This is a genomic window from Gimesia aquarii, assembly GCF_007748175.1.
In the GTDB taxonomy this organism is placed as follows: Bacteria; Planctomycetota; Planctomycetia; order Planctomycetales; family Planctomycetaceae; genus Gimesia; species Gimesia aquarii_A.
Genome location: NZ_CP037422.1, coordinates 2,936,066 through 2,951,732, shown reverse-complemented (window position 1 = coordinate 2,951,732; position 15,667 = coordinate 2,936,066). Strand labels below are relative to the sequence as shown.

The following is a 15,667-nucleotide window of genomic DNA, read 5'->3' as shown; positions in this document are numbered from 1 at the left end:
ATTCCGATTATACCTATTAAGCCTGCTGCAACAATTCTGCTGACATCACAATTTCAGTCTCATTATGCGCGGACAATATGTCCCGTGTTTTTCAGGAGGAGAGGGATGGAACCCTTCCCCAGTAAGAATCAAGCCAGGCCTTATCGTAGTTTTGCGATCGCATTGGGCCTCTGCGCGTTCGTGCTACCCAATCTTGCTTTTCAGGAGGCCCAGGCAGAAGACAAAGGCTTTGTAAGCCTCTTTGGATCTGAGAATTCAACAAACACAGAGACGAGCAAAAATTCCCAGGATGTGCTTGATTATGTCGTTGATAAAGCACATGCTGACTGCTTTGTCGATGACCCCTTCCCTTCTGCCGCCAAGTGTGGCAAATGTCATCCACAGCATTATCGCGAATGGTCCGTCTCACCTCATGCGTATGCACAGCTCAGTCCGGTCTTCAATGCGATGTCAAATAAACTCATCAAACTGAATAACGGCACCTTGGGGGATTTTTGTATTCGTTGCCACACACCCGTTGGTATGGCGTTATCCGAACCCATAAATATGAGCAATCTTGATCGCCCCCCTTCATCGCGTGAAGGAGTGACTTGTGTCAACTGTCATCGAATTAATCAGGCGTGGGGGAAAGGCGCAGGGCGACAGGCGCTGGTCAGTGGAGACATCAATCAGGTCGTGTATGGTCCCAATGGTGATGAAGGACTCGCGGAGGTCCTGGCAAATCCGGATAAGTATGGTGTTTTGAAAACAACGGAAAATCCACATATCAAAGGTCGTGAAGTTCACGCGAAAGCGTATCGGTTTTTCCAGTTGATCACGCCTGGTTTCTGCGGCAGTTGTCATGACGTTTTTGCGCCCAACGGGTTTCGATTAGAAGACGCCTTCAGTGAATTTAAACATTCGCCTTCCGCTAAGAAGTTCAAAGAAAACTGTCAGGATTGTCATATGGGAGCCGTACCAGGTGAGCCCAAAGGTTACAGTTTTTCTCCTGCTGCTATCGTTGGTAATGTGAAGACGCCAGTCCGTAAGCATACAAATCATATGATGATTGGTCCTGACTATCCGATCATTCATCGGGGCCTCTTTCCACATAATCCCAAAGCGGTTCGTGAGGAAGGTTCAGATCCGAAAACAGCCGAAGGGCTTGCCACCATGCGTGAGTGGCTTGTCTTCGATGACGCCGGAGGTTGGGGAACGCCTGTTTTTGAAAAGCATGTAACCAAGGGGACTTACTTTCCGCCTCCGTGGGATGATCAGGTGATGCGGATCAAGGCCCGACAGATTTTAAACGATCAATATGAATTACTCGCTGAGGCAACGTCACAGAGGCTGCAAATTTTGCAGGCAGGTTATCATTTGGGAGACATACAGGTAGAAAAAGCAAACGGTTATGGATTGAAGTTTTGTGTCCCTGTTTCCAATATTACACTGGGGCATGGGGTACCAACCGGGTTCGATGCAGAACGTGTTGTCTTTTTAAGGACAATGGTCTGGGATCAAAATGGCAGACTTGTCTTTCAATCGGGAGACCTGGATCCGAATGGTGATATTCGGGATTCACATTCGTTGTATGTGCATAATGGAAAAGTGCCTCTCGATCGACAGCTCTTTACGCTGCAATCAAGATTTATCACACGCAATATTCGTGGAGGGGAACGTGAGCAAGTTCTCAACGTTCCCTATTCTCTTGATCCACTCCCCTATTTTCGACCAGAGACACGTCCCTTTACTGTTCTGGGACGTCCTACGGGTGCACGAAAACAAAAGCAAAACATACCACCCAGAAGCAGCCGTCTGGCTAAATACCATCTATCACGCAGTCAGTTGACAGGACCAGGAAACTACACCGTTCGTATCCAAATGATCGCGGGCATGGTGCCGGTCAACTTAGTGCATGAAATTTCCGATGTCGGATTTGATTATGGCATGTCCGCCCGAAATATTGCGGATGGCGTTGTTGAAGGACACATGGTTTTATACGAAAAGGTAGAAACAATCTGTGTTCGCTAAGACAGATTTCTGGATATGATAATTAACCATCAGCGCTCTCTACGACTACTACTCATACATACAATCCTATTGTATGCAGGGATCGTTGTTGCGCAGGATCTTGAGGAGCCAGGGAGAGTGTTTCTTCCTCCCGCTGTAGACGAGAGTCAAGAAATAGAAGATCTCGAACTTGAAAAGTACGGCGAGACCTATATTAACCCATTCGCCGAACGTGTTGAATACGATCCGAGTCTGGTACATGATCACGATCCACTCTACTGGAAGCTAGGTGAGACGCTTTTAGAGATCTTGGCAGCGCCTGCTGAGCCACTGGCGCACTTTGGCGAGAGACTGATTTGTGCGGAACACTACACTTCGGAATCTCCCTTAGATGAGTATGCGATCGGGTTACAACCGATTCCCGATCGTCCCAATTTACTGGTTGAGACAAACGAAAAGTTCCTGGATATTGGATTTTTGAATCAAGGGATTGTCATTCCCACTGGTGCGGTCTGGCGGCCTTCGATCTGGGTCTTCGGTACCTATCGCACTGGCCTGAACTATTTTAATAACCGAACGGGAACCAATACTACGGAATGGGCCAATCGGCTTGATCTGTTTGGGCAATTGAATCTCTCAGGAACAGAGCGAATTTTATTAGGGCTGCGTTCACTCGATAAAGAGCTGACAGCTTCCAGGCTGTTCACAGGTTATGACTTCCACGATGGTCGATGGCTCGATGGTTTAAATGCAGATATCCAGACACTCTTTTTTGAAGGTGATTTTGGAGAGATTTTTCCGAACTTGGACCCTTATGATGTCCACAGATACGACATCGGTTTTTCAGTGGGCCGACAGCCGATGTCGTTTCAGCAGGGATTGTTGATTAATGAGGATATGGTTGATGCCGTTACCGTGACGCGAAATACAGTCAACGGCGGAGGCATTTTGAATATGCGAATTACGGGTGTCTATGTTGAGGGGGAGATCAATCGAAATAATAACGTACGTGATCCGGATTCCCGCATGTATGGTATTTTTACTGAGACCGATCTTGCCGTCAGCACGGTGAATGCCGATGTGGCCACCGTTCATTCCAGCAATCAGCAATTTGGCAGTATGACTGCCTTCGGCTTAAGTGCCATTCAGCGTCTGCACGGATTTCATAATACTTATAATACTTCATTCCAGGTGTTAGGGTCATTTCCACATGAAGGTGAAACTGCCGCTTCTGGACAGGGGGAGTTGCTGTTCAGCCAGATATCATTGACGCCGCACCATTCGTCTGATCTGGTTTATTTCAATGCGTTTCTGGCCATCGATGAGTTTACGTCTCCCGCACGGGGAACATTGGCAGGTGGACCTCTTGGACAAGTTGGACTACTGTTTGCTGCAGCCGGTTTAGGGCAATATGGTGCCCCGTTAAGTAATCAGGCGACGGATGCTGCGGGAGCCAGTCTCGGCTACCAACTGTTTTATGATAAGACCCGTCAGCAACTCATTTTTGAAATAGGCGGTCGAAAAAATACAAAGGGAATCAATGATGGTGCTATCGCAGGAGCCATCCGCTATCAGAAAGCGATTGGGCAACATTGGATAATGTTACTCGATAGCTTTGTCTCCAAACAGGAATCGCGCGGCGTTGGTTCCGGTGCACGCATTGAATTTCTGGCGAAATTCTAAAGCGCTCCCAGCATAATTCTTCAATCATGCGTATTACTTTATAGTATTCTCCCCAGAGTGATATGATCACAATGTTAGTATAACCGTTACAAAACGAAGTAGGTTTACCTAAGAGTCTCGACTTGTCGTCACTAATGGCTATCAGCTAGAATAGTGTGAGGCATGATATATCGACGGTACTTACATCGGCTGGGAGATCTATTTGTTGTTAGATGAACAGGAAAACTCGGAAGAGTTCCTCAAACGGTTACATCAGGATCCGGAAGGGGTTCTTGCCGATGAATACAGTCAGCATCGTGATCGTCTCTGGCGAATTGTGAATTTTCGCATCGATCAACGTTTGTTAGGTCGAGTTGATGCGGATGATGTCTTGCAGGAAGCGTATCTCGATGCCGCGACGCGCATTCAACATTATCTCAATGATCCGGCAACTTCTTTTTTTATCTGGCTACGCACGATTGTCGGACAAACTCTAATTGATGTTCACCGACGTCATCTGGGAGCACAAAAACGCGATGTCAGAAGAGAAGTAAAAGCAAAACGCAGGATTTTTTCCGCTTCAACTTCATTTCAAATAGCAGACATGTTGCTGGGGAATTTGTCATCTCCCAGTCAGGCAGCACTCAAAGAAGAGTTAGCGGCTCAGTTACATGAGGCGCTTGAAAGTCTGAATGAAATGGATCGTGAGATATTAGTGCTTCGCCATTTTGAAGAATTGTCGAATCTTGAAGCCGCTGAAGTACTGGAAATCGAACCGAAAGCAGCCAGTATGCGATATTTTCGAGCATTAACCAGATTGCGCTCCGTTCTCGTCCAAATTCCGGGTATTATTGAATAGTCAGACGGATGTGATGAGAGTGGTTGAGACTTAATATTTACAGGACAGCAGGCAATGTCATCCCGTTCAGAGCAAGCAATCAATAATCAGATTACGTCAGAGTTCCCCGACTTGGAGCAGATTGCTGAGGAGTTTATCACTCAACTCCGAAATGGAACTAGTGTTACCATTTCAGAGTATGTTGAACGCTATCCTGATCTTGCAAACGAAATTGAAGATTACTTTCCCGCCATCATTGCACTCGAAGGTGGAAAACATGCCGGTGATTCGAATGGGAAAGTTTCTTTGGGCGCAAGCAGACCGAAGAAACTCGGTGATTTTAGAATCGTTCAAGAACTTGGGCGAGGTGGTATGGGAGTGGTTTATGAAGCAGTTCAGGAATCGCTCAATCGACGAGTCGCACTGAAGCTGTTGCCCCGGCAGCTACTCCTCGAAGAAAAACAGTTGAAGCGGTTTCGTCGTGAAGCGGAGCTGACTGCTTCACTTCATCATACAAATATCGTGCCCGTTTATGGTGTGGGTGAGAATGATGGCTTTCATTATTATGTGATGCAACTCATCGAAGGGATCGGGCTCGATGAACTGGCTCAGAGAATGATTGTTACTGCTGCCGATAAAGTATCCAGGAAACCAAAAGTAGCAGGTGACACGACAACTCAGATTGGAACTGAGGCTGCTGCTTCAAAAAATAGAAATGCTTATCCAGAAAATTTTGACCAATCAGAAACACAAGATCATGTGGAAACCGGTTTTGAAGAATATGTAAAAACTCCACAAAAGATTGCCGCTTTGGGAATCCAGGCTGCAAATGCTTTGCAGTACGCGCATGATCGTGGGATTTTGCATCGTGACATTAAACCGGGAAATTTACTTTTAGATCGTGATGGACTCCTATGTATCACTGATTTTGGTTTGGCGCGTGCAGCCGAACAAAGTGATATCAGTCAATCAACAGATATCGTGGGTACGCTGGGCTATATGGCACCTGAAATGTTTCGGGGGGAGACCTGCTCCCAGAGCGACATTTATGGTTTGGGAATCACGCTTTATGAATTATTGACAAAACATCCTGCGATTGAACGTTCAAGTCGCCATCAAATGATTGAACGGATCACCCATGGCTCGGTTGTCCCGCTCAGGCGTATTAATCCTGAGATTTCACGCGATCTGGAAACGGTTGTGCTCAAAGCGATTGCACATAACCCCAAACATCGCTATCAGAATGCGAGAGATTTAGCTGAAGACCTGCAACGTTTTCTTGATAACCGGCCGATTCGAGCCAGGCGCGTGACTGCCATTGAGCGTCTTTGGCGTTGGAGTCGCAGAAACCCCGCTGTTGCCATGTTATCGAGTCTTGCTCTGATCTTGTTAATGTTGCTGGGAGTCTCTTTTGCGTTTGGATTTGAACAGGAACGACAGCAAAGAAAACGTGCTGAAGCGTCTTCTCAATTGGCGACAGAGGCACTTGACCGAGTCTTTGACCGATTTGTTCCCAGCCGTGCTGGCTCATCGGATAATGATAAGACCACTGCCGATTACGCGGAACCGGTTTTGTCTCGCGAATCAGCTGATTTATTGGCGGGAATGGTACAGTTCTATGAGCAGTTGGCTGAATCGACCGGAGAGCAACATGAGTTTGAGCTAAAAGCGGCAAATGCCCAACACAAAGTGGGTGATATTCATCGTCGACTGGGGGACTATGAGTCTGCGTTAGATGCATACCAAAAGTCGCTCACACTTTATCAGCAGAATCTCGAAAAATCAGATCCCTTTACGATTGCCACTCTTTTAAATGAAATTGGTCGAGTTTATAGCTATCTGGGGCAACGTCAGGAGGCAAAACAGTCTCATCACAAGGCAGAACAAATATTGCAAACCGCGCTGGCTCAAAAACCGGATCAAGCTTCGCTTCGTTTTGAACTGGCACGTACTTTCTATTTGATGTCTCGTAAAATTCGTCCTGAACAAATTGAGAGAAACAGAGCAGAATCAGCAACTCCCCTGCCCCATTTGATTGATAATGAGTCAGGGTACAAGCAGGTGCGGTTGCAAGAAGCGATTGATATTCTTGAACAGCTGATTCACTCCAATTCTGCAAAACCGGAATATCGATACCTCCTGGCTTTGTGTCTGCAGCAGCAAATATCAAATCGATCTTTTCCTCAATCGTCGGAAGACAGCAAAAAACAAGAACGTGTGCATCAGATTCTTGAAAATCTGGTTCAGGAATACCCCCATGTTGCAGACTATCGTCAGGCCATTGTCAAAGCTTATGAAAGAATAGATATTCAACATGTTCCCACGTTCTTAGTAAATGAGGCGCTTCTTTCACAATTAAAAAAAGCAATTCAGCATGCGAGCCGTCTGGTTTCTGAATACCCGACGATTCCGGAATACAAAATTTCTTTAATCCATGCACACAATAAGATGGCTCATGTATTAAATGCATTATCAAAACAGAATGCGACTTTAGAGGAAGTACGTCTACGTCATGATTCAGCTGAGCTTTCGTTAAGAGCAGCCATCAGATTACAAAAAGAACTCATTGTTCAATTTCCTCAATACGCTGAATATAAAAACTGGTTAGCAAAGTTTCAAATTGCGTTAGGAAAAATTCTTTATAGAAAAGAACACGAAGCAGAAGCAACCAGTTTATTGGAGGGGGCGGTTGATATTCTGGAAACAGAATTGAAAACACAATCCCAGGCGCCTTTTATTTATTATGAGCTTCGCGATGCAACAGAGGAGCTCTCTCATATTTATGAAGAAATGGGAAATGAAGTAGATAGTATCGTGATGTGGGACAAATTTGAGAAATACAAAGCTGTTCTCAAGAAACTACAACCAGAAGGCGCCCTACGTCGTCCCGGAAATCTGAGACGTCCCCCACGTGGTAGACGCCGTCCTCTGCGTGATCAGCAGCCTCCGCCATTTCGGCGATGAAATACCCTATTTAATAGGTTTAAACAGATCAAAACTCATCAGAGCTAATGTTGTCATTAGTTTTTTTTCCAGAATTCAAACCATTTCTTGTCGCAGAACTCAGACCATTTTTTATTGGTACTATCGTGGGATCTCGTGCGGCGTTTGATAGACTTTCCATTAATAAATCGCACCAGATCTAAGCTGAGTTCTTTTGCTGACTGATACCGTGTTTGTTGCGATTTTGCGATGCAATTCAAAATGATTGTTTCAAAGTCAACTGGAATCTTTGCGTTTCGTTTGCGAGGCCTCAAAACTTCGTTATGAATGATATGATTGGCCAGCTGACTCCTCTTATGAGTCTCGAATGCTGGTGTGAGTGTTGCCAGTTCATACATTACCATTCCCAGAGAATAGAGGTCACTTTGTTCGTTATGCTGATCTTTAAAGCGTTCAGGGGCCTGATAAAGTAACACTTTTGCAGATTGTTGTTTGAGTACTCCTTCTGCAAATTGTGGTAAGGTAAAATTGGCTAACCAACTCTGCCCTTCACAATTCAATAAAATGTTTTCTGGGTTGATGTTATAATGTAATATTCCTCGGCCATGAGAATATTGTAAGGCTTTTGCTATTTGCAGTCCGATTCCTGCGAATGTGTTCCATTTGTTTTGTGTTAAAGTGAGTGCTACTGCCTCAGTCTGCTCGTCATGTGGGATTTCTTTGTTCTCGTCTGACAGGTATTGAATAATTTGATCCAGCCTGACTCCATTCACCAGTTGTAGAATCGCATAACAATATCCCTGATCTTCTCCTGAATGATAGAGGGAAACGATATTCTGGTGCTTGAGCCTCGATGCCAGGCGGGCCTCTAGTTTGAATCGATCCCGCCAGCGTGGGATTGTTTTTGACTTCCAGGGTAACAGCTTTACTGCAACACGACGGTTTGAGCCACCCTGTATCGCTTCATAAGAAATTGATGTTTTGTTACGACTGATTTCACGGATGAATCGACAATCGCCCAGTTGTTTGAGATTGAACTCATCAGGAAGTGGGTATAGTAAACGCGAGTATTCTCGATTCCCTTTCCATTGCTCCATCGTGATCAGCACGGGAAAACTTTCACGAATTGCTTCGGCATATTCAGGATATGCAATCGCATAATCTTCAATGGAAGGATTCAACCACTGCCGATATTCATCCAGAAATTGGCTTGCCAGCGTTTCAAGTGATATGTCTGCTGTCGATAATTCAGCAGACAGACCTGTTGTATTTTGACTCTCGGAATCCATGATTCGATGTTGGCCCTTCAATGTATTCTAAGACCACATTTACTGGCCACTCATTCTCGCCCCTACTATTGGTAAGATTTAGACTTGAGCGATCATTTGAAATCATATTAGAAGATACCAATACTATATAAAGTATGCCCTAGCATCGATTTCATTGCATGCGGCCATACGGATTATCATCAATTAAAAAAATGGCTAAGATACTACGATCGGGCACACATTTAATAACGTGAGTGGCTTCACTGTTGCTACAAAAAATAACAATATTCTCATGATTGATTTGTAGAGACACTTAAAAGAAGGGTATGTCTAATCTGCAGGTATGAGTTTGTGTTGTTCCTAAGGTTCTGTCATTTCAGGACTTAACTAAAAGGTGATCGCTGGAGATGAGGGCTTGGTTTCAATTACTATTTGCACACTGAGTGAACAGTAATTAAAACAGCTTAGGGATCAGTAGTGTCACGGAATGTTTCAAGGCTCGCAGTCGGGAGCGAGGAGGAATTCATTAAAACGTGACACAACAGAAGTTCTTAATTGTACATTTTATTAATTCGCAATTAATACTCTATTAAGAAAGAAATGAATCCTGGAGATTTATTAGATTACCCTTCTAATTCTTCTCTTTAGTTATCATAAGACAATAAAAAATTAGTTTGAATGAGTTTATTGAAACGAGTTCGTTTACTGGCAAACCAAACGAAGCGATCGTTTTCTAACTGAAGATTGTATGAAAACCAAAGTTGGATTAAGCTTTCTCCTTTATCCAGGTAATCTGGGATAATACGGCTTAATGCGATTCATCGTTATCTGACAGCAATTAATTAAAATTGACTCCATAAATGGTCTGAAACCCACTCATTGATGAGAGGTTGATTTGTGGTGGTTACGCCAGAAGTGAGCAAAAGTAAAGAACATATTATGCAATACGTTTATCATCGAATCTCACTCAATCTGTTTTTGGTTGTAGTGATTATCATAGGAGTTGGTTCTTCTTATCTGAGCCTGTTCGCTGCCGATTGGCCCACTTATCGAGCAGATGCAAATCGTAGTGGATACACGGTTGATGAATTGCCTAAGGAACTTGTACAACACTGGAAACTTCAGACCGAGCATGCGCCTCAACCTGCCTGGCCACGCAGCACGCGCTTGACCTATGATCGTGCTAATCATTGCGTGATCGCCAAGGGACGCGTTTTCTATGGTGACAGTGTGACTGGAAAAGTACGTGCTCTGGATCTCAAAACCGGTCAACAGATTTGGGAATTCTACACAGAAGGCCCCGTTCGATTTGCCCCAGCAGTCTGGCAGAATCAACTGTTTGTAGCCAGTGATGACGGGCATCTTTATGCCCTTCAGGTCGATGATGGAACGTTATTATGGAAACGCCGAGGTGGGCCAGGTGACAAAATGGTTGTGGGAAACGAGCGTGTGATTTCCAAATGGCCAGCGCGCGGGGCACCTGTTGTTTCGGATAATACTGTTTATTTTGCATCTGGTATCTGGCCCAGTGATGGTATCTTTCTTTATGCTTTAAACGCGAAAACGGGAGCGCAAATCTGGTCGAATAAAGATTCAGGTCAAATTTACATGCCTCAGCCGCACGGTGGTGCTAATGCCAATAGCGGTATCTCCGCACAGGGATATCTGGCGGTTGCTGGAGATCACCTACTCGTACCTGCCGGACGCGCAGTCCCTGCGTCAATGGATCGCCACACAGGGAAATTTGAATACTTTCATCTACAAAAAAACAGAAAAGAAGGTGGCGGCGATACGATTGTTATCGGCGATTTTTTCTTAAATAGTGGCGTGATCTTCAAATCAGCAGACGGTCAGGCGATTGGAAAATCGGGAGGCGGTCAAATCGCTGCGACCAAGGAGGGTCTGGTACTGGCAAATAAAGGTACAATCACCCGCTATCAATGGATTGATAGCGAAAACCCTGATCGGAAGGGGAAGCTCGTTCAAACGAAAAGCCTTCAGAAACTCTGGTCTGCCAAAGCCGCTCATCCCTGTGAAAGTATCATTATTGCTGGTGACAAAATTGTTTCTGGGTCTGCTGGTTTTGTGGATGTGATTGATTTGAATTCGGGTAAGAATCTCTGGACGACCTCTGTGGAAGGTACCGCTTATGGCTTAGCTGTGAGCAATGGAAATCTGGTCGTCAGCACAGATCGCGGAGTGATTTATGCGTTTGGCTCTCCCAATTCAATACCTCCAGGTCAGCAAGAGAAAACCGCACACAAAACTCCCTTTCCCTTAAATTCAAAAATAGCAGACGTGGCTGCAGAAATTCTCAGAAAATCAAAAATCGATCATGGCTATTGTTTTGACATCGGTTGTGGCGATGGAGCCCTGGCTTATGAAATTGCGACCCGTTCCAAAATGCGTGTTGTTGCCATTGAATCAGATCCGCAGCTGGTTGCACTGGCTCGTAAAAATTTGACAGCAGCAGGATTGTATGGAAAACGAGTCGTTGTATTGCAGCGTCCGCTCGATCAAACAAACTGTCCGAACAAGGTTGCCAATTTGATTGTATCCAGTCGGTCCATTGAGGCGGGAACGAAGTCCCTTTCGCTTACTGAAGCCAAACGATTACAACGACCTTATGGTGGTGTCATTTGTTACGGCAAACCGGGAGAATTAAAAATAGATCGACGTGGAGCAATTCCTGGTGCCGGAGAATGGACACACCAATATGCGGATGCGGGAAATTCACTCTGTAGTAACGATAAACTGGTCAACGGCCAGTTAGGCATGCTCTGGTATCGTGACTTTGACTTTGTCGTTCCTTCCCGGCATGGTCGCGGACCCGCTCCCCTGTTCGCAAACGGACGTCTGTTTCATGAGGGAAACGACGGCATTATCGCCGTTGATGCATTTAACGGACATGAACTATGGCGATTCAAAATCGAAGGGGTTCTCAAAGCTTATGATGGTGATGAGTTGATGGGAGCGTCGGGAACAGGCAGTAACTATTGCCTGGGTGACAACTTTGTTTTTGTACGTCATGAGCAGAGATGTTTTCAGGTGGATGCTGCTACAGGGCAACTGGTGAAAACGTATGAAGTCCCTCCACCCAAGGATGCTTCCAGTGAAGAAGAAGTGAAACAGCCTTGGGGATACATTGCCTTTCATGATGGTGCAATCATCGGTTCAGCAGCTGATCCCAGCCATATTGTTGCCTACCGATATCATCATACAACCGGCGACATGAAAAAACAGCTCACCGAATCAAACAGGCTATTTGCGTATGATGTGAAAACAGGTCGTCTGAAATGGCAACACGATTCCAAAGACTCGTTTCGTCACAATGCGATTGCAATTGCCGATGATAAGATTTATTTGATCGATCGTCAGCTGGCCGAGTTTGATCGCACGAAAGAATCCAAACGAAAGCCCCTTCCCCAACCAAAGAATCATCCTACCGGTCAATTAATCTGCCTGAGTATCGCGGATGGTTATGTTCTTTGGAAAAATGGTAAGGATATCTACGGCACGACGCTCGCTGTGAGCCCTGAAAACAATGCGTTGCTGATGAGTTATCAACCAACAAGCTTCAGGCTCTCTTCAGAAATTGGGGGCAGACTCAGTGTCTTTGACAGCAACACCGGAGAAAAAACCTGGGAGGCCAAAGCCAATTACAAGTCACGTCCGCTCATTAATGGCAAGACCGTATATGCGCAGGGAGGCGCCTGGGATTTACTCTCGGGAAAACCGAAACCGTTTAATTTCAAACGCTCTTATGGTTGCGGCATCCTGGCGAGCTGTGAAAACATGATGTTCTTCCGCTCCGCCACGCTCGGCTATTTCGATTTCAATAAAAACACAAAAATTGAAAACTATGGTGGTGTCCGTCCGGGTTGCTGGATCAACGCGATTCCCGCTGGTGGTCTTGTGCTGGTTCCCGATGCCTCGGCAGCCTGCAGTTGCAGCTATTTGAATAAATCATGGTTTGCTCTGGAAACGGTAACGACTAATTAGTTTCTGAAATTCGAAACCATATAAAAAATGATCCGAACTGTCACACCTGAAGATACAGATCCACTGATTCATTTGGCTGAAGAGGTAGGCCTTTTCTCACCTCATGAGTTAGAAGATTTGCGACAGATGTTGGTCGAATCGTTGACCAGTGCTGGGGATCAACGGCCGTTATGGATTACCGACGACGACACCGGGTTGGTGGGAGTTGCCTACTGTGAACCAGAACGCATGACCGAAGGGACATGGAATCTCTTATTAATAGCCGTCCATCCGAGTCACCAGAAACAAGGTCGTGGCGAAAAATTGATACACTATGTGGAACAAACTTTGACAGCTCGTGCAGCTCGAATTTTGCTGGTTGAAACGTCGGGGACACCCGATTTTGAATACGTGCGGGAATTCTATCGAAAACAAGGTTTTGGAGAGGAAGCCCGCATTCGCGATTTTTACGCTGAAGGCAGGGACAAAGTGATCTTCCGTAAGGTATTGGCTACGAAAATATAGTGTGCCATGATATTCTTGCTCAAACGGAACTATTGGGAATGTGAAATCAACCATTGGTTCACACCACTCATCACCCTGCTCTATTTTTCTGTTTCGAGTTGGGAATCAAGAATTTTACCCCACTTTCTTAATAACACATTGTAATTCGGGTATGCTGAAATTACAGTGATTAAGACGTTTACCGTTTCCGCTTACAAGTAAGAGTTTCTTTTGACATACAACAACAGGAATGAGTTATGAATACGCCACTTTCTCTGAAAAAAAGTCTCTGCTCTGGTTTGGGATTGATGTTACTGTGTGTATCCACCTTAACCGCAGGTGAAAAACAAGATCCCAAAAAACAAAATGTTCCGCCTGAAGGATTTGTGGCTTTGTTTAACGGGAAAGACTTGTCCGGCTGGATTGGGATGAACTTTCACAAAGTCAAAGGGAAAAGTCCACTTGCCGTCGAGAAGTTGCCTGCTGCGGAGCGTGAAGAGTTGCTGAAAAAGAACTGGGAAGATGTTTTAAAGCATTGGACAGTAGAAAAGGGAGAGTTGGTAAATGATGGGCATGGCGTCTATCTGACCACAGCCGAGGATTATGGTGATTTTGAGCTATTACTTGACTATAAAACAGTTGCGAAAGCGGATAGCGGTATCTATCTTCGCGGTGTTCCACAGGTCCAAATTTGGGATACGACTAAAGAAGGAGGCAAATGGGATCGTAAAGCCAACTTGGGTTCAGGTGGGTTATACAATAACAAAGGTGAAGGTAAATACCCGCTCGTCCATGCTGACAAGCCATTTGGCGAATGGAACCATCTGCGAATTATCATGAAAGGGGAAAAGGTCACCGTCTATTTGAACGATAAATTGGTCGTAGATAATAAGAAAATGGATAACTATTACGAAAAAGATACTCCCATCTATGCGACTGGCCCCATACAATTACAGACACATGGTGGCGAAATTCGTTTCCGTAATGTGTTTCTGAAGCAATTAAAATAGAAATTAAGCAGCGCCTTAGAATTAGCACTCGTTCTAAGCGTGAGGCCGAATATTATTACTGGTGTTACAGATGGTTCAACATTCCAGGCAGGGCTGTTCAAGGAGGATGCTCTACATGATGCGATATGGTAATCGACTGTTTCTAGTTGGGATGTTGCTCCTTGCCGGTTGTACGAAAACGACTCCTGTGGAAGAAGTATCAGTAAAATCAAGTGGCATTGCTCTGGATGAAAGTGATGTACCTGATCTTTCCACTGCATGGCCGGGCTGGCGTGGACCTCAGCAGAATGGCATCGCTCCGGATCAAGAATTGCCGACTCAATGGAATGGGACAACGAATATTATCTGGAGAACAGACATTCCCGGTCGGGGGCATAGTTCTCCTGTTGTCGTGGATGACCTGGTTTTACTGGCAACCGCTGATGACCAAAGTCAGCAGCAGATGGTCATGGCCTTGAATCGTGACGATGGAACGGTTCGCTGGGAGTCTGTGGTTCATGAAGGTGGTTTTCCTTCACCGAGGGAATTACACAAAAAGGGAACCAATGCGAATGGAACCGTTTTATGTGATGGCGACCGTATATATGCCGTCTTTTTCAATTCCGGTAAGATTATTGCAACGGCTCTCGATTTAGAGGGAAAGCAACTTTGGCAGCAAGAATTGGGAGCCTTCAATTCCAAATTTGGCTATGCCCCTTCACCACTGCTTTATAAGTCATTCGTGATTATTGCCGCGGATAATCGCGGTGGTGGCTACATTGTTGCCTTGGATCGGAAATCAGGAAAGATTGCCTGGCGCATCGCTCGCCCTGCAATCAGTACTTATTCCAGTCCTGTAGTTGCAAATGTCGGCGGACGCGATCAATTACTGATCAGCGGTTGTGACCAGGTCGCCAGCTACGATCCTTCAACGGGAAAACTTAATTGGAGTACTCCCTGTCTGGCTGAAGCGACTTGTGGAACGATTGTCACGACGAAGGATCGAATTTTTGCCAGTGGCGGTTACCCCAAGCGTGAGACCGTCTGTTTGTCCGCTGAGGGTAAACTGCTCTGGTCTGATAAAACGAAGATCTATGAACCATCGATGCTGGTGGATGACAGTCAGCTTTATGGTATTACAGATGATGGAATTGCCTACTGCTGGTCCATCGAGACGGGCGATGTGCTTTGGAAAAACCGAATGCGCGGTTCCTTCAGTGCTTCGCCGATTCTCTGCAATGGATTGATCTATGTCTCCAATCTTTTAGGCGATACGTTTGTTTTCGAAGCGAACGCCGATGGTTATCAAGAAGTCGCCATTAATAAGCTTGGCGATGATTGCTACGCCAGTCCAGCAGTTGCTGATGGTCAGCTCTTTCTGAGAATCGGAAAACAGTCAGACGGTAAACGGCAGGAAGAACTTGTCTGCATCGGATCGCAGGAACCAGTACCAGCTGACTAATCCAAAATCGAAAGAGGTAAGAAACGCTTCT

General features: G+C 45.4%; 9 protein-coding genes. 8 read left to right on the top strand and 1 reads right to left on the bottom strand.

Annotated elements, in window-relative coordinates; translation table 11 throughout:
* Positions 1–105 precede the first annotated feature (105 nt).
* From V202x_RS11525 to V202x_RS11510, 4 genes are all read left to right on the top strand, one after another.
* Positions 106–2,010, top strand: a complete 1,905-nt coding sequence (locus tag V202x_RS11525) for a multiheme c-type cytochrome (RefSeq protein ID WP_145174574.1) — start codon at positions 106–108, stop codon at positions 2,008–2,010.
* A gap of 117 nt (positions 2,011–2,127) precedes the next feature.
* Entirely contained in the window at positions 2,128–3,672 is a 1,545-nt protein-coding gene (locus V202x_RS11520) for a hypothetical protein (protein ID WP_145174571.1), read from the top strand.
* 205 nt (positions 3,673–3,877) lie between these two features.
* Complete coding sequence (locus V202x_RS11515) at positions 3,878–4,510, top strand: sigma-70 family RNA polymerase sigma factor (protein ID WP_145174568.1); 633 nt, start codon at positions 3,878–3,880, stop codon at positions 4,508–4,510.
* Positions 4,511–4,564: 54 nt separating this feature from the next.
* Positions 4,565–7,453 carry a serine/threonine-protein kinase gene (locus tag V202x_RS11510; protein ID WP_145174565.1) on the top strand — a complete coding sequence of 963 codons (2,889 nt, stop codon included), beginning with the start codon at positions 4,565–4,567 and terminating at the stop codon, positions 7,451–7,453.
* A gap of 56 nt (positions 7,454–7,509) precedes the next feature.
* On the opposite strand, the gene V202x_RS11505 is transcribed toward V202x_RS11510, so the two are convergent.
* Positions 7,510–8,721 (bottom strand): serine/threonine protein kinase, encoded by a 1,212-nt coding sequence (locus V202x_RS11505; protein ID WP_145174562.1) that lies wholly within the window; start codon positions 8,719–8,721, stop codon positions 7,510–7,512.
* Between the two features lie 918 nt (positions 8,722–9,639).
* Between V202x_RS11505 and V202x_RS11500 the strand changes: the two genes are divergently transcribed.
* From V202x_RS11500 to V202x_RS11485, 4 genes are all read left to right on the top strand, one after another.
* Positions 9,640–12,702: a PQQ-binding-like beta-propeller repeat protein gene (locus V202x_RS11500; RefSeq protein ID WP_145174559.1), complete on the top strand. Its 3,063-nt coding sequence runs from the start codon at positions 9,640–9,642 to the stop codon at positions 12,700–12,702.
* 27 nt (positions 12,703–12,729) lie between these two features.
* Entirely contained in the window at positions 12,730–13,206 is a 477-nt protein-coding gene (locus V202x_RS11495) for a GNAT family N-acetyltransferase (RefSeq protein WP_145174556.1), read from the top strand.
* Positions 13,207–13,442: 236 nt separating this feature from the next.
* Positions 13,443–14,195 (top strand): DUF1080 domain-containing protein, encoded by a 753-nt coding sequence (locus tag V202x_RS11490; protein WP_232098948.1) that lies wholly within the window; start codon positions 13,443–13,445, stop codon positions 14,193–14,195.
* Between the two features lie 115 nt (positions 14,196–14,310).
* Positions 14,311–15,636 (top strand): PQQ-binding-like beta-propeller repeat protein, encoded by a 1,326-nt coding sequence (locus V202x_RS11485; protein ID WP_197993346.1) that lies wholly within the window; start codon positions 14,311–14,313, stop codon positions 15,634–15,636.
* Positions 15,637–15,667 lie beyond the last annotated feature (31 nt).